The following is a 17699-nucleotide window of genomic DNA, read 5'->3' as shown; positions in this document are numbered from 1 at the left end:
GCTGTGTTGGTGATAGTCCAGTCCGACGTGATAGGTTATTTTCGACATTGCTCGTTGCTCCGAGTGAAATCAGGGGAAGTTAGATATCACTTGGTTTTACTCTGCAGCGAGCATTTCATCCCCATCTACGTTCGTTAATGACCCCGCGATGCTTAGGCTTTAGCCGACACGTAAAACCAGCGTTATTTCTTGCCGAGCGGAGGGTGTCGAAAGCTTAAAGCCCCTCTCCCGGCGCTGAGACGCCGACCTTTCCCAGTGGGAGAGGTAAATCTTGTAAGTCTTTATTGAATCGTGACAAATGCAGTGTATAGGTATCTATCCACCCCTGCCCGCTCAGCGGGAGGGGTCGAGCGCAGCAAGGGGGAGGGCCGGTATAGAAACAGTGCTGGAATTTCATGTTGTCATCGCAGCCTGTTTTCCCTCTCCCTCGCTTAGGCTCGACCTCTCCCAGAGGGAGAGGTAAATCTTGTAAGTCTTTATTGAATCGTGACAAATGCAGTGTTTAGGTATCCATCCACCCCTGCCCGCGCAGCGGGAGGGGTCGAGCGCAGCGAGGGGGAGGGCCGGTATAAAAACAGTGCTGGAATTTCATGTTGTAATCGCAGCCCGTTTTCCCTCTCCCTCGCTTAGGCTCGACCTCTCCCAGAGGGAGAGGTAAATCTTGTAAGTCTTTTTCAATCAACAACTTAAAAACTGCACGACCTCCTCAGCGGGAGGGGTAAATCTTGTATGTCTTTTTTAATTAACAACTTAACAACTGCACGACGTCTCGGGGCGAAAGGAAACCTATTCCCTTTCTTGAATCGTTAACTCCGACACGGAAGCCCCTACACTCTGGCTCCCCTCGCCCCACTTGTGGGGAGAGGGGCTGGGGGTGAGGGGGGCAACCATGTGGAATTGTCGCAAAACGCGGATCCGGCCAATACGTTCGCGCTGCCCTCGGCCCCCGCCGGGCTCAAACCGCCTGCCAAACCTTCCCACGTCATCTCACATCAGTTGCCGCCTGACATCTGACATCTGACATCTGACATCTGACATCTGGCATCTGGCATCCGCCACCTACAAACCCTGATCCGCCTTCTCCATCACGCCGTTGCCTTCGCTGCTGACCACTTCGGCTGCTCTCGGTTTTCGCATTTTCCCGATCCCGCGGCCTTCGACCACCACAGGTGCGGCGCGGTTCGAGCCACTGCGACGGTAATACTTGCCATTGCCCGATTTGCGTCGATGGTAACGACCGGTGTAGCGGCCGTAACGGTAATAGCCGTATCCTTTGTAGCCATCGCTCGCACCCGCTTCGTCCGAGTTGTTGATCACCACGCCCAGCACCTTCGCACCGACCGCTCGCAAGATGTTCACCGACTCATTCGCATTCGGTTTACTCTTACGTCGCACTCGTAATGTCAAAATCACGCCGTCCGTCATGCTGGCGGTGATGCTCGGGTCGGTAACCACCAACAACGGCGGCGTATCGATGATGATAAAGTCGTACTCTTCGCGGAGCATTTCCAATAATTCGCTCATTTCCGGCAACGTCAACGCTTCGGCCGGGTTCGCCGGAATCGGCCCGCTGGGCATGACCCGCAAGGTCGCCACAGGCGTTTGATGGCAGGCATCCTCGGGATCACACTCGCCGTTAAGCACATTGGTCAAGCCCATCTTATCTTGTAGGGCAAAGTTATCGGTAAATTGAGGACGACGAAGGTCACAATCGATCGCCAGAACCCGTTTACCACTCTGGGCGATCGAGCAGGCCAAGTTACCCGCAACGGTGGTTTTACCATCCCCCGGCAACGGGCTCGTGACCTGTACCACCTTGCCACCTTTGACCGACGCGGTGTCGAAGAAGACCGCCGTTCGACACGACCGAATCGCCTCGGCAGCGACCGACGCGGGATGGTGCAACACGCCAAGCGATTTGTCCAAATCCTTGTACGGATCGATCTCGCCCTCCTTCAATCGTTTTTGACGACCCTTGAAGAACGGCACGTGAGTCAACACGGGGACGCCCAACAATTCGGAAATCTCGTCCGGATCACGGAACGTGTTCGCGTTCTTCTCTAACAGCAATGCCACCCCGGAACCAAGCACCAAGCCTAAGAAGATTCCGATCCCCAAACACTTGATCAAAATGGGGCTGACCAGCATGGCCATCGACGGGGCCGTCAACTCGACGACTTGAGTGCCCCCTGTCTCTTCGGTCAAACTGACTCGAGCCCACTGCTCTTCCAATTGACTCATCAAGTCATACGTTTGTTCGATTTCGCGTTGCATCGCCGCGTCGTCTTGTTCGTCTTTCGCCAATTTGATCGCCTCCTGCTTCTCGTCTGCGATCTGCTTTTCAAGCTCGCCAATTTGGCTCTGCACTAAAGAAACCTCGGCGTTCGCAGCCACCAAAATCGCGTCAATCGCTTCCCTGGCTTGCTGTTCCGGATCAATCAATTCGATCCGGTTCTCTTGACGGATCTCTAACAGGCGATCGATTTGCTCGACAACGATTCGGCGAAGCTCGTCCTTCATCATCGTCAGTTCTTTGTCGAGATCACGGACGGTTGGGTGCTCGACACCGAACTGACTTGCAAACTTGTTCCGCTCGATCATCAGCGGGATCAACTGTTCGTCCAGTTGAAGCTGAGCCAGTTGTACGTCCTCTTCACGCAGTTGCTTTGCAGCGTCCTCGGAATCGTTCGGCATGTAAAGCTTGATGTTGAACAGCTGGCTAATCACAGCAACGGCGATCTCAGGATCGCTGGACTGGTCCGAGATGGACTGAACCGCTGCAGCCAAAACGGCTTTTTGTCGCATCTGTTCCACCATTTCGCTGCGGCGACCGGTCAAGAACAGTTGCCGTTCGCGATGCGGGTTGATCGCCACGCCATCATTGTTCCATACCAGCAGACGGTCTCGGCGGAAATCGCGATACTGGCGTTCCAATTCACTCAGTCTTGGATGTAGTTCCTCCATCGCGTCCGAGATCATATCAATCAACTCGCTACGTGAACTTTTGTGTCGTTCGTTAAAAAACGCCTGGAGCGCGTCGCTAAACGAATTGACGGCCGCTTCAGCCAATTCCGGATTGGTGTGCTGGAATCTTAGCACGGCGACCAACGAGGAAGCTGACCGGACATCGTCGATCTCGGACTCCAGTTCCATCGACTTATGTGCAACCGAAATGAACTCGGGCAACTTAGCTTCGATAGTCTGACCTTCGAATTCTTCGTGAAACGGTAACATCTGTGCATCGCGAAAAGCCATCGAAACCACCCGGTCGCTAAACAGTTGCGACTCCAAAATCTCAATGCTTGGCACACCGCCCACCAAATCGCCGGTCATCGTATCCAGAATCGCCGGTCGGTCCGATTCGACCATCAAGCGAGTTGCCGATTCAAAGGTTTCCGGCATTTTCAAGAAAACCAAGAAGCCGAGCACGGCACCACCGATCCCGGCCAAGATCACGGCCCATCGGTATCGCCACAGGGCGCCCAACAAGTCAGGCGAGTTGCCCTGGCCGCCACCATCGCCGCTTCGATCACTCATCGCGTAGTCCGCGCCCGAAATCGCAGGAGCTTTGGAGTACGTTAGACCGCGGTCATAGGATGTTTTCATAGTTGCAAGAGGTCACGAAGAGGAGTTTATCGGAAAAACACTCGGTCAAGGGAGCACGCCGCCAGCACGGCAGATTGGGGGGCTCGATCCACAGCGGAAGAGGGTGTGAAGCCCAGCCGAATCGCTGGAGCAAACCCCGCTGCAAATTGCCCAAAACGCTCCATCGGTGGACTGACGCTCTCTAGTTTACCGATCAACAGCGAATTGGGCTAGGAAAAGCGGCCGGGGAAAACAAGTTTCCCCACGCAATCGCAGCAAAACCAGCCAAATCGGCACATCCCGCAAAAAGCCGGACACTCCGGGGGAAGGCAGCTTTGCTGGAGTTCAGGCTTTAGCCGCAAGAATCAGATAACCGTCGCCAGACTACAGACTACAGCAAGAGCGCAAGAAGAGCCGGGCAGATATCCTGTGATTTGTCACCTGATGATCAACTCAATCCAATCCGTTGCTACCCAACAGTAGGGATCAGATCGGCCACGTTGAACCGTGTCTCGTCGGCAAACCCCAATTCAACCGCAAGGCCATCTTCAAGCCCTAATAGATTCGATTCCCGGTACTCGGCCCCGTCCGGGCCTCGAAACGCTTCGATTCGTCGCTGCTTTAGATTGACAATCCAATAAGCTGGGATGCCGGCCCGTGCATAGGCGGTCGCCTTGTAACGGTCGCGACCAAGCGAGGTTTCGGCGACTTCGATGACCAACGCCACCGAGGATCCTTGCGGGTGCTGCTGCAGATACGTCAGCGGAGTGCCACGAACCACTGCCAGATCAGGTTCCGGCTCACTCGCATCATCGAGAGTGATCGTACTTTGGATTCGGAGGAACCAACCATCGAGCAGATGCGGTCTTAGTTGTTGCTCGATCCAAGAAACGATGGCGTCGTGAACGGGTGAATGAACCATTTTTGATGAAATCACTCCGTCGATCAACTCAACGCGATCATCCTCGCGCAAGACCCCGACCTCAGCCAACTTGTGATACTCGGCGACCGAAAATCGCCTAGGCGATATCGTTGAGGGGTCACCGTCAGTCTTGATCGGAAAAGGAGTCGATGTCGACATGGACGTTCAAACCTAATGAAGGAATCAATCCCTCCATTGTAAGCAAGCGGTCATAGAACAGCAATTAGCGCTCAGGGGTCATGGGGCAGCGGTAAGATTTGCTGGAGTTCAGGCTTCAGCCGCACCAGTGCAAGATCACAGTCATTATTCGCCAGACGACAGCAAAACAAGATCGCCAAAAGCGAGCGTCCAGCTGAGGAACTCTTGGGGTATCGAAATACCGAGAATGACGACCACGCACGTGGTCACAGAAAGTAGCCGCCGGTCGAAGCACGCATCTGACCGCGAGAGCGGTCAAAGAAGGTAGCCGGGGGTCGAGCGAAGCGAAAACCCCCGGAAACGTGTCCATTCATCCAGCCACCGACCACGGAGTGGTCGCAGCGGGTAGCCCGGAGTTTCGCGAAGCACGCATCTGACCGCGAGAGCGGTCAAAGAAGGTAGCCGGGGGTCGAGCGAAGCGAAAACCCCCGGAAACGTGTCCATTCATCGAATCACCGACCACGGAGTGGTCGCAGAAACACCGGTGTGGCCTGCGACGCCCTTCGGGGTCGCTGTCTGGACGCGGTGGCGTTTTCCCCGGGTCCGCTCGCAGCGACCCGGGGCTACCCTCTTTGATGCCGTTGGCATCATGAATCAAACCGACGTCCTTCCGCATCAGCGAGCAGCGTGCCATTTTATAGATTCGCTGGCCTTCCCCCGACACAAATCAATTTGGACCGTCGGACAACAATTCATCCGCGCAAGTAATTTATCGCCCGACCCTGTCAGGGGTCGACGATCACGGATCGCTGACCGCTGACACCTGACCGCTGATTGCCCACACGCCTACTCAACCGCAACGCTAACGTTGTGCCCGTGTCGTTTTAGAAGAGCATGTTTGCGAGCGTTCTCAAGATCGCAGGCAACCATTTCGGCGCACATCTCCTCGACGCTGATTTCACATTCCCAACCGAGTTTCGCTTTCGCCTTCGCTGGATCCCCCAGCAAGGTTTCCACTTCCGCAGGACGAAAGTAGCGAGGATCGACGCGAACGATCACATCGCCAACGGCCACTGCCGGAGCTTTCGCGGCATCTACGATCTCCGTGACTTTCGCGATCTCATCGACGCCCTTACCTGAAAACTCCACGATCAACCCTGCTTCACCCGCTGACATCCGGACGAACTCGCGGACGCTGATTTGCTGTCCCGTGGCAATCACAAAATCCTCGGCCGTTTCTTGCTGCAGCATCATCCACTGCATCCGCACGTAGTCTTTCGCATGCCCCCAATCACGTAGCGAGTCCATATTCCCAAGGAACAGGCATTTCTCCAATCCCTGTGCGATATTCGCCAGCCCGCGAGTGATCTTGCGAGTGACGAACGTTTCACCGCGACGTGGAGATTCATGGTTAAACAGAATCCCGTTACAGGCATACATCCCATAGGATTCGCGGTAGTTCACTGTGATCCAGTAGGCGTACAGTTTCGCGCAGGCATAAGGCGATCGAGGGTAGAACGGAGTCGTTTCCCGTTGGGGGATCTCTTGGACCAATCCAAACAACTCGGAAGTGGACGCTTGATAGAAACGGGTCTTCTTTTCCAGCCCTAAGAACCGGATCGCCTCCAATAACCGCAGCGTACCGAGGCCGTCGACATCCGCCGTGTACTCAGGCGATTCGAACGACACCGCAACGTGCGATTGTGCGCCAAGATTGTAGACTTCGTCCGGCTGGACCTCATTGAGAATCCGGGTCAGGTTCGAAGTATCGGTCAGGTCGCCGTAATGCAATTTGAACCGAGCACCACGATCCGATCCCGTTTTCGCATCATGAGGGTCCTGGTAGATATGGTCGATACGTTCGGTATTAAACGAAGAGGCGCGACGTTTAATGCCATGCACCTCGTAGCCTTTCGAGAGCAGCAGTTCGGCAAGGTACGAGCCATCTTGACCGGTAATTCCGGTAATCAGGGCAGAAGGAGGTGAAGAAGGTTTAATGGGTCAGTCCTCAACGGGGAGAAAACTAAAGTAGATTCTGGCCAACAGCAAGTGCTGGTCATTGGAAAGGTAGCACGAAAAACGCGGCAGGATGGTGGGCGATGCGGATTTTTCCATGGCTCATCCGACGGAAGCGCGCGGAACCCAGACTCGAGGTTTTTTGGAGGTATGGCTCCGGTGTCCAATGATCTCTTAGAAAAGAGTGCCCCACGGACGGTCGTCCGCCGGGAACCGGTAGCACCCTTGGCGCACCGTCGACCGGGATATCCCTTGTCAAGTTGCACCTCTGCAGAGCTCCACTCCGTTTCTCCTGGAAACTACAAGATAACAAGTGAAAATAGCTCCTGCCAGCAATGATTGGACACCGGAGAGATGCCTCGAAAACCTCCTGCGCACGCTTCCGCCGGATGAGCCATTTTTTTCCATGGCAATTGTCCGTAGAGGCGAGGGGCATGATCCCGAAGTGGGATCAAAGAAGGTAGCCCGGGGTCGAGCGAAGCGAAAACCCAGGGGGACCGCGGACGCGAACGCTTCGACACGACCCCGAAGGGCGTCGCGGAGCCAACCACCGCGAGATCCAATACGGCGAAGCCGTTAAACTCCAAAGCCCAAGGTCGCGCAGCGCACCCTGGGTTAACGCAGCACACCAAACATCAAAACCTTGAAGAGGTTTTACAATACGACGCTTGTCGGACCCTTTCAGGGTTTCGGTCAAAAGGCGACAGGCGACAGGCGACAGAAAGCCAAGATCGCCTAAAGGCTAAACTCCAACACACGCTGGAGTTCAGGCTTTAGCCGCAAAAGAGTAGACAACAGACAACAGATGTCAGATCACAGTCACCAGCAAAGCAGGGTCGCCAAACGAGAGCGTCCTGCCTTGGCAGTCCCGTGAAGACGAATAATGACGACCGCGCATGTGGTCAAAGAAGGTAGCCCGGATTTTCGCGAAGCACGAATCTGACCGCAAACGCGGTCCAAGAAGGTAGCCGGGGGTCGAGCGAAGCGAAAACCCCCGGAAACGTGTCCATTCATCCAATCACCGACCACGGAGTGGTCGCAGAAGTTGTCCGAGGGTCGACGCGCAGCACGAATCTGACCGCAAGCGCGGTCAAAGAAGGTAGCCGGGGGTCGAGCCGAGCGAAAACCCCCGGAACCGTAGCCCGCCATCGAACCACCGACCACGGAGTGGTCGCAGAAGGTGTCCGGGGGTCGCCGCGAAGCACGAATCTGACCGCGAAAGCGATCAAAGAAGGTAGCCCGGGGTCGCTGCGAAGCGGCGCATGCGCGGATCCACGTAACAACCAACCGGCCCGACCCTGGAAGGGTCGAAGATCACGGACCGCTGCGACCCTGTCAGGGTCGGAAGGGGGAATTTTCCTCGTTGACCGTTGGTAGTGCTGCGATTAACCAACGGCTACTCTCTGCGACCCTGTCAGGATCAATCACCTGCCGATAGCTGTGACCGCTGACCGCTGATCGCCGCCAAAACCCGGATCAAGGAACGAGATCGATGTGTTTAGCCCGCACCCAACGATTCCGTTCTTACCCGAATCAAACGCAGTGGCTGATAAACCGACGAATCAGCCCCGTTTCGCTTTCTTCGGACCGAATCCCTAGCAGTTCGACCGCCAAGGGAATTGGGAATCCGCTGAGAACCTGGCTTTCGTTGATTTGGATGTAGGAACGGTTTTGCAATGTCCAAAGCGTGAGACCCCGTCCGTCATACCGCCACACTTCTGGGATTTCCATGGCCGCAAAGAGAGCGAGCTTATCAACGGCCGAACGGGTGATTTCAATTTCAATCACTAAATCCGGAGGCGGGTCGATGGAGAGGTCGACTTCTTCTTTACCAAGAATGACTGCCGCGTGCTCGATGTAATAGGATTCGTCCGCCTCAAAGCCACGCTGCAAATCACGCCGCCGAAACGTCGTCGACGCAGAGGAACGCATGTCGATCTCACGCAAGAGCGTAAACTGTTCAATCATTCGAGCCAGAAGCCTCTTTGCTGACTCGTGTGACAACATCGGAGACATGATTTCAAGCACTCCTTGGTCGTAAGTCATTCGCCCACGACTCCGCTTGGGCTCTTCGGTCAACGCGCAGTACGTTGCCCAGCTGATCGAGTCCAAAACAACTCGCTGCTCCGCAAGCGTGGATACCGTACTCATCAGGGTTTGCACTCCAACGGCGACTTCAATTGCGACAACCTAACGGGACAGCGCCCCGTTGTGGGCGATTTCCCAAAATGATCCGAATCAATCCCGGACTGAGCGTCTTGCCGCTGATAAAGTGACGCTGTCCAATTCACCATTGTACCAGACGACAGCTAGACACGATCGCCTAAAGGCTAAACTCCAACATGCGCTGGAGTCCAGGCTTCAGCCGCAAAGAAGCGAGATTACAGTCGTCAGACTACAGACTACAGCAAGAAGAAGGCAGATCCCAGTCACCAGATCTCAGACGACAGCAAGAGGGCAAGAAGAGCCGGGCAGAAAGTCAGATACCCCTGAAAGCTAACTGCCGAAAGCTGACGGCTGAAAGCTGCCACTTGACTGATTTTCCTGCTAACTGACATCTGACATCTGACCGACATCAAGAACTCTGTGTCACTCCGTGCTCTCTGTGGTAACCCCCAACTGACACAATTTCTTCAGTTCGCGTTGGACCGCCGAGAACGGAAACGCCCCCTTCGCGGCCGATCGCCAGTCATGATCCCGAAGTGGGATCAAAGAAGGTAGCCCGGGGTCGAGCGAAGCGGTAACCCCGGGGACCCGCCAACCAAACGACTCGACACGACCCCGAAGGGCGTCGCAGAGCCAGACGTCAGACCCCAGACGACTTAAGTCAGACTACAGACCGCGCCTCACGATCCCGAATTGGGATCAAAGAAGGGAGCCCGGGGTCGCTGCGAAGCGGCGCATGCGCGGGACCACGTAACAACCAACTGGCCCGACCCTGGCAGGGTCGAAGATCACGGATCGCTGCGACCCTGTCAGGGTCGGAAGGGGGAGTTTTCCTCGTTGACCGTCTGCGATCCTTTGGTCTTTCTAGAATGCTCTTACGCCAACGGCGTTATACTCCAGAGCCTAGGGTCGCGCAGCGGCGAAGTCGCAGAGCGCACCCTAGGACACCGACCACGTCACGCGGCATACCTCGAAGAGGTTTTACAATGAACGACATCGACGCCGCAAAATGATGCCAATCGGCGCTGGCGTCATTGTACAACGCCTGCGGCGTAGGATAACGATGTTGACACCGTGGCCACCACAGGGTGCGCCGCTGCGCGTCGACCCAGGGCTTTGGAGTCTAACCGCTTCGCGGTAAATGGCGTGCCGAAACTTATTTGACGCACGTCCCTCAGGGTCAATCACCTACCGTGCGAGCGATACCGTGTCGATAAGCTAGCGTGCGACCGGACGGAACTTTCGGTTTCTAGCAGTACCTGACAGCTGACTGCCGAACGCCGACCGCGACTCGCATTCGAAGGGAGCGAGCGAATCAGCACAGTTCTAGCCAACCAGAATTTCGGCGATCCGGCCCGCGGCTTTGCCGTCCCATTCCTTGGGACAGTGCCCCACATCGTACTTGCCACTCAGCACTAATTGCAGTTGCTGATCGAGTAAATCTGCATCGTTGCCAACCAGCGTACTGCTCCCCTCGGTCACGGTAATCGGTCGCTCGGTGTTCTCTCGCATCGTCAAACAGGGAATGGACATTACCGTCGATTCTTCTTGCAATCCCCCCGAATCGGTGACGATGACCTTTGAGTTACTGGTAAGAGACAGGAACTCCAAGTAGCCTTGCGGAGGCATCACCGTGATCCCGGGCGCCTCCGCAAGTAACGAATGCAGCCCAAAGCTCTCGATGCGCGCCAGCGTTCGCGGATGGATTGGAAAAACAATCGGCAACTCGTCACTCACTTTGCGGAGCACCTTCAAAATATTCGAAAGCGTTTCCTTGTCATCCACATTCGACGGACGGTGTAGCGTGACCACTCCGTAATCGCCTGCGTGAAGCCCCGTCTGCTCCAGCACCGAGGTCGCTTTTGACTTTTCGAGCGAATGCATCAACGTATCGATCATCAGGTTACCGACCAAATGGATTGCCGAATCCGGGTGTCCTTCCCGCTTCAAATGCTCGATTCCAATCGGATCTGAAACCAATAACAAATCGGAAATCGAATCGGTCACCATCCGATTGATCTCTTCCGGCATCGCACGATCAAAGCTGCGTAGTCCCGCTTCGACATGAGCGACCTTGATCCCCAGTTTTGCGGCTGCGATCGCCGCCGCCATCGTCGAATTCACATCCCCAACCACGACCAGATAATCGAACGGTTTGCCATTCGCTCCCCCGGCTTCCAATACCGGTTCAATCCGCTCGAGGATCTTGGCGGTTTGGCCTGCTTGAGTCCCCGAACCGACGTCGAGTGAGACATCGGGTTTGGGAATATCGAGCTGTTCAAAGAAGACGTCCGAAAGCGCCTTGTCGTAATGCTGTCCGGTATGGATCAACGTACACTTGGCCTTACCGGTCGCATTCAACGCACGAAGCAACGGAGCCATTTTCATAAAGTTGGGTCGAGCACCGACCACGCAAGCAAGGTTCACAGTTTTGGTCATCGATTAGTTGGAAGGTTAGAGACGAGAGGTTAGAGCAAGCCGGAATCAGATGGAGTCACGCGAGCGTCATGATCCCGCAATGGGATCAAAAAAGGTAGCCGGGGGTCGAGCGGAGCGAAAACCCCCGGAACCGTATCCTGCCATGGAACCACCGACCACGGCGTGGTCGCAGAAGGTGACCGGGGGTCGCTGCGAATCACGAATCTGACCACGACGCGGTCAAAGAAGGTAGCCGGGGGTCGAGCGGAGCGAAAACCCCCGGAACCGTAGCCCGCCATCGAACCACCGACCACGGAGTGGTCGCAGAAGGTGTCCGGGGGTCGTTGCGAAGCACGAGTCTGACCGCAAACGCGGTCAAAGAAGGTAGCCGGGGGTCGACGCGTTCGCGACGCACCCCCGGGACCGTGAACCGAACGTTTTGTCCGACCCCGAAGGGTGTCGCAGATCCGCAGGGAAGTAATTCGCAGCCGAGCTCGCAGAGGGTTCAGTAGTAAACGTGGAAAGTCAGAAGTCTCTGCGACTTCTGCTATGACAAGATAGGGACCCTGAGAATCTCACCCTTGTCGTCAACGGACTCGACAATCAGTTCATTGTTGGACAAGCGAATACTCAAATTGAGTTCGCAACCTCCGGGGCAAATTTGCCATGCGACCGGTTCTCGTTCGAAACGTATTGCTGCGGCCACGATGGACTCGTTAGGTAACGCGACACCAAAATCGGGACAATAGACTCCGGGTTCAATCGACAACTCTCCCTCGGTCAGCATGCGAATCCTTGGTTGCGGTTCCAATTCCGCGTTTTCGCAAATAACTTCGCCGCTGGTTTGAATGGTTGCCTTCCAATTGGGCTCGAGTTGCAGTGTGGAGATTAGATCATGGTGCCCAGGTCCCGTGAACCAATCGACAATCAACCAAGTTGTCTCCAGAGAACTGTCGTCAATGACAATTGCCGTTCGTATGGTTTCTCCGATACCAAGAAACCTGTAAGCGTCATGAGCGGCCATGCACCATCGAGATGTTTCGGATTTCCCTGCACGCTTCCATAGGACGTGCCCACGGCGTCCCATGCGGAAACGGGACCACACGTCGCATTGATCTTCGCCGTCGATCGCTAGCGTGTTGTGTGACAAGGTCGATCGCGAAGCTTGACGCTCTGGTGAGTCGTCGTAGTCGTAGGTGCCAGTGTCGACGAGAAAGCGTTCACCGCCTATCGACGCTTCCAAACCAAAAAGGTCAGCGTGACCATGTGCCGGAAGATGATCGCAGGCGACCGCACCTACGTCGAAAAGCAAGAAGTCCTTTCGATTGTCGCTCCACCATGTCCAGTAGTCAGGCTCAAATGTAGCCGAACTCGAAGAGAGCTCGGAGGATTTCAGTTGGGAAGTCTCTGCGACTTCCCCTACGTGTGGCGTTTCACCGAATACGGAGTCGCCTAATAGTGGGATTTGGCCATCAGGGTGCAGGATGGTGCCGTGGAATTCTCGCATTCGGTTTGCGGCGGAACAGGATTTCTCGGCGAGATCTCCTGCGGCGACGCTGCCATCGACGGCGTCGGCGATTTCCATGACCGCTAACGTCATGATCGCATGATAGGTCGGTGTCCGTTCGAAGTGCTCGCCACTGGGAAGCACTTGTTTTTTTAGCTCGATATCAATCCATTTGGACAGTCGTCGAGCATCCAGCGGCAGATCGCCCTCGAGAGCCATGTTGGCGATGGCTAACGCTCGAAGATTTTCCAACAAATGGTTGCCACCGAGGTCCCACTCGAGATGCGTCCAAAGCCACTGAACTTGCGCTAAGACGCTTTGGAAAAATCGTTTCCGCAACCCGTCAGGAACCCCATATTGACTTGCCAACATCAACCAAATCGGCAGCCGCTGTGAAATACAGAAGGGGTGCCAAGCATCAGGATCACTGTGCGGCGTTTGGTTCTTGGGGTTGGAAAGCCAGCTGTCAATGATTGCCCAAGCTGCATCAACCGAAACCAGCGAAGCTAACTCCAGGAGCGCTTCGTGATAGTGAAGATGAAAACGCCACAGTCGAGGTGCCTCGGGATGCCAATTGAGTTTTAGGGGAACTTGCGTAGAGTTTCCATCCGTCAGCCGATCTCGAGAAGTCTCTGCGACCTGCCCCACGGAAACTCCTAAATCGCGAGTCTCGTTCAGAAAAGTGAACGTACCGGAGCTCATATGCTCGAGCATCTTACGGTCGTGGCGGTGCGGCCACGCGAGCAAACGGCGATCCGCCATTCGATTGAGCCGATCGATTGCATCAGACTTGATTGCACAGGAACCCGTGGGGGGGCGATACGGACGACGAAACCGATCGGGCCAACGATTTTGTAGAGTGCGGTACGCACGCCACGCAAGCTGAGACAGCTTATGGTATCGAAGCAGATAGTAGACGCGGATCAATTGATTAAGAAGGGCTCACCACAGAGGTCACGGAGAACCACCGAGATGCGATGCATCAAGAACTCTGTGCAGCTCGATGCTCTCCGTGGTAAAGAATTATCGCATCAGCATTGAAAGACAAGAAGTCGTTTTAACCACCGAGGTCACAGGGAACCACAGAGAAAGTTCAAGCCGCGAATCTGTGTTACTCCGCGTTCTCTGTGGTAAATATATTACGAATCAGTACTGAAAGATGAAAAATCGTTCTAAACCACAGAGGTCACTGAGAACCACAGAGGCGCCCGGCATCAAGAACTCTGTGTGGCTCCGTGCTCTCTGTGGTAAGAACCAAAACCGGCATTTCTACTTTTTGGCTGTGGCGACGAGAATGTCGAGCATCTTTGCTGCCAATTGGTCGCGATCATAGTGTTCTAGCACATAGGCTCTCGCATGCTTGGCCGTTTCTGCTAATTCGGTTGGATGATCAGCCATTTCGGTCACGATTCGGACCAAGTCGTCATCGTCATCCGGTATCATCGGTTGACCTCCGCCCGCTTCAATCACGATGTCTCTCGCGGGCCCTTTCACTCCCATGATGATCGGACGTTCCATCGCCATTGTCTCAAAGATCTTTGATGGGATGACGGTCCCAAACAAGTCCGTACCGTGCAGATGGACCAAGCAGCAATCACTGCTGGCCAACACCGTCGGCATTTGTTCCTTCGATAACCGGCCGGTAAAGACAACCAATTTGGAGACCCCCTTTTCGGAAGCCATCGTGACCAATCGTTCTCGATAAGCCCCATCACCGACAATCAAGAAAGCGATGTCCGTGCGTCCTGCTGCTTTCAGCTTCGCAGCTGCTTTTACAGCGACTTCCAATCCGTGAGCCATCCCGATCGTACCGACATAGCTACAGACAAATTTGTCTTGCAATCCATATTTTCGCAAGAATTCATCGTCGCGAGGCAAGGGTTCGAAGCTAGCGGCATCGACACCGTTGGTGATCACGGAGATCTTATCGGCCATCTCGGGGACTTTACGTGCCACGTTGTCACGATACCCCGTTCCAACCGCCACGATATGGTCAGCAGCGCGATACATGCGAAGCTCGAGCCATTCCAGAAACCGTGTCGCAATGCCCTTTTTCATCGCGCCCACAGCCGCAATCGATTCAGGCCAAATGTCGCGGATTTCCAAGACGAAGGGACGCCACTTGAGTCTCGATGCCCACACGCCAGCCCATCCGCAAAAGAATTGAGGACTGGTGGCGACCACCACGTCGGGACGCGGCAAACGGAGCGTCGCCAACATCGCACTGATTTGGTAGCTGACGTAATTCGCGATCCGAGGCAGCATGCCTGCGTTAGCGGCCACATAGGTCCACACTCGCACGACACGAATCCCATCGACCATTTCGACTTGGCGAAGCAGTCGATTTTTGTAGCCGTCAAAGACGACGCCGTCAGGGCAATTCGGGGCGCACGTCACGACCGTTACATCATGCCCAGCGGCGACCCAGCGGCGAGCGTGCTGGTAGGTGCGAGTTGCCGGAGCATTCACTTCCGGTGGGAAGTAGTGGCAATAAAAAAGTATTTTCATGGAAAAAGAAAAATCCAGTCAACCACAGAGTTCACTGAGGACCACAGAGAAAGCAATCATAAAGTACTCTGTGTAACTCTGTGCTCTCCGTGGTAAACACCAAGCCCTCTGTGACAATATAGGTGAGACAACATTGAAGTTTTAATTTAAGCTTGAGGGCTTGGAGAACTTTGATGTCAGAACCTTCGAAAAAAGAAATAGAAATATCTCCGGAAGTCACGGAGAAGGCCACTCGTCGCCGTTTTACGCTGGCATACAAGCAGCAGATCCTTGCCGAAGCTGACCAATGCACCGCGCCGGGTGAACTTGGCGAGTTGCTGAGGCGAGAAGGCTTGTATTCGTCCAATCTCAGTAGCTGGCGAAAGCAGCGGGATTCGGGAACGCTGGGCTCAAAACAGCGCGGCCGCAAACCGAATTTGAACAAACAAGAGACTCAGGAATTGGCAAAGCTAAAGCGTGACAATGCACGGCTCACCGAACGGCTTCGGCAAGCCGAGTTGATTATCGAAGTTCAAAAAAAAGTGTCGGAAATGATCGGGATCAATCGGCGCGAGAAAAACGATTGATCGCCGCTGAAGAACTGGGCCGACAAGTCGGTGTGAGCAACGCCTGCGACGCTTTAACGGTGTCCCGGGCGACACTTTACCGACGACGTCTACCGCAACAGAAAACGGCCAGTCGTGCTGCTTCGCCTCGTGCGTTGAGTGAAGAAGAACGCAGCAACGTACGCCAGGAGCTTTACAGTGATCGCTTCATTGACCAGTCGCCATATCAGGTTTACGCCGCGCTGCTTGACGAAGGCAACTACTTGTGCAGCGTACGGACGATGTATCGAATCCTTGCTCAAAACAAGACCAATCGGGAAAGACGAGATCAACTCAAACGCCCCAACTATCGAAAACCCGAACTGCTCGCGACGGGCCCCAACCAAGTCTGGTCATGGGACATCACGAAGCTTAAAGGACCCGAAACATGGACTTACTATTATCTTTACGTGATCCTCGACATTTTCAGCCGGTACACCGTCGGCTGGATGCTGGCTCATCGCGAACAAGCCAATTTGGCCAAAAAACTGATTCAGGAAACAATTGAGAAGCAAAAAGTCGTGCGTGATCAACTCATCATTCACAGTGACCGAGGCCCTTCGATGACGTCGCACAGCGTCGCCAATTTAATGGGTTCCTTGGGCGTCACCAAATCCCATAGCCGCCCTCATGTATCCAACGATAATCCCTACTCGGAAAGCCAGTTCAAAACGATGAAGTATCAACCGGAGTTTCCGAGCCGATTCGGAAGTTATCAAGACGCGTTGTCGCATAGCCGTCAGTTTTTTGGCTGGTACAACAACGAGCATTACCATAGCGGGATTGGCCTAGTGACTCCGGCGTCGTTGCACTACGGACTGGCCGATGGCATCATCGCGTCACGAACGAACACTTTGGATCTGGCGTTTGCAACAAAACCTGAGCGATTCGTCAACGGTGTTCCGCGACCCGCCAAACTGCCGACTGCTGCCTGGATCAATCCTCCGGTACAGTTGCCAGTAAACGAAAAAAGGCCTCCAGAAATTCATTGTCCTGGAGGCCCGCAAGAAGCGTCTTTGACGCACCCTCGATCCGGTTATCCCTTGGCTGGTTGCGTCCCCGCAGAGCCAGCTTCCGTTTCACCGAACGCAACGAACTTACCCGACAACAAAACTTTGAACACCCGAGTCATGCCTGAAAAAATCCCGGGGGTTCGGGGGCTGGCCCCCGATAGCGCTGGCTTCACACACTAAATTCCAGAATATGTTGTCTCAAACTTGTTGACACGTTCCGAGAACCCCAGTTTTCAGGAATTCAAAATCAGGCAGCAACCACAGAGATCACCGAGGACCACAGAGTAGTCATGAGTCAATGCTCTGTGTTACCCCGTGCTCTCCGTGGTAAACACCAAACGCGCCCGTTTGCAGATATCTAAAATCAGGGAGCAACCACAGAGTTCACTGAGGACCACAGAGAAAGCAAACATCAACTCCTCTGTGTCACTCTGTGTTCTCTGTGGTAAACATCAAGCACCCCTTCGTCAGAATCAAAAACAAAGCAAGCAACCACAGAGGTCACTGAGGAACACAGAGAAATCATGAGTCAATGCTCTGTGTCACTCCGTGTTCTCCGTGGTAAACACCAAGCATTCACGCTCGCAGTCAAGGATTAACCACAGAGGTCGCAGAGAAGCACAGAGAAATCATGAGTTAATGCTCTGTGTCACTCCGTGTTCTCCGTGGTAAACACCAAGCATTCACGCTCGCAGTCAAGGATTAACCACAGAGGTCGCAGAGAAGCACAGAGAAATCATGAGTCAATGATCTGTGTCACTCCGTGCCCTCCGTGGTAAACACCAAGCACTCCAGTTTTCAGGAATCTAAAGCCAAGAATCAACCACAGAGTTCACTGAGAA

At 54.6% G+C, this 17699-nt stretch carries 7 protein-coding genes and 1 pseudogene; 1 reads left to right on the top strand and 7 read right to left on the bottom strand.

What is annotated here, in order from left to right:
• Window positions 1-1059: 1059 nt before the first annotated feature.
• The 7 genes from Poly41_RS26420 to Poly41_RS26390 all read right to left on the bottom strand — a co-directional run bounded on the left by Poly41_RS26420 (window position 1060) and on the right by Poly41_RS26390 (window position 15260).
• Complete coding sequence (locus Poly41_RS26420; protein ID WP_231615957.1) at window positions 1060-3606, bottom strand: polysaccharide biosynthesis tyrosine autokinase; 2547 nt, start codon at window positions 3604-3606, stop codon at window positions 1060-1062.
• 448 nt (window positions 3607-4054) lie between these two features.
• Window positions 4055-4666, bottom strand: a complete 612-nt coding sequence (locus tag Poly41_RS26415; RefSeq protein WP_146530361.1) for a Uma2 family endonuclease — start codon at window positions 4664-4666, stop codon at window positions 4055-4057.
• A gap of 825 nt (window positions 4667-5491) precedes the next feature.
• Window positions 5492-6643, bottom strand: coding sequence for a GDP-mannose 4,6-dehydratase (gmd, locus tag Poly41_RS26410; protein ID WP_146530360.1), 1152 nt, complete (start codon window positions 6641-6643; stop codon window positions 5492-5494).
• A gap of 1551 nt (window positions 6644-8194) precedes the next feature.
• Window positions 8195-8812: a Uma2 family endonuclease gene (locus Poly41_RS26405; protein WP_146530359.1), complete on the bottom strand. Its 618-nt coding sequence runs from the start codon at window positions 8810-8812 to the stop codon at window positions 8195-8197.
• Between the two features lie 1341 nt (window positions 8813-10153).
• Window positions 10154-11266, bottom strand: coding sequence for a non-hydrolyzing UDP-N-acetylglucosamine 2-epimerase (wecB, locus tag Poly41_RS26400; protein WP_146530358.1), 1113 nt, complete (start codon window positions 11264-11266; stop codon window positions 10154-10156).
• 526 nt (window positions 11267-11792) lie between these two features.
• Window positions 11793-13514 carry a heparinase II/III family protein gene (locus tag Poly41_RS26395; protein ID WP_146530357.1) on the bottom strand — a complete coding sequence of 574 codons (1722 nt, stop codon included), beginning with the start codon at window positions 13512-13514 and terminating at the stop codon, window positions 11793-11795.
• A 507-nt stretch (window positions 13515-14021) separates the two neighbouring features.
• On the bottom strand, window positions 14022-15260 hold the full coding sequence (locus Poly41_RS26390) for a glycosyltransferase family 4 protein (RefSeq protein WP_146530356.1): 1239 nt from the start codon (window positions 15258-15260) through the stop codon (window positions 14022-14024).
• 173 nt (window positions 15261-15433) lie between these two features.
• Here Poly41_RS26390 and Poly41_RS26380 point away from each other — a divergent pair.
• Window positions 15434-16791: pseudogene (locus Poly41_RS26380) on the top strand (IS3 family transposase); the annotation flags it as partial.
• Window positions 16792-17699: the final 908 nt, after the last annotated feature.

This window comes from Novipirellula artificiosorum (assembly GCF_007860135.1).
GTDB classification, from domain to species: Bacteria; Planctomycetota; Planctomycetia; order Pirellulales; family Pirellulaceae; genus Novipirellula_A; species Novipirellula_A artificiosorum.
This window is presented reverse-complemented; position numbering and strand designations above follow the sequence as displayed.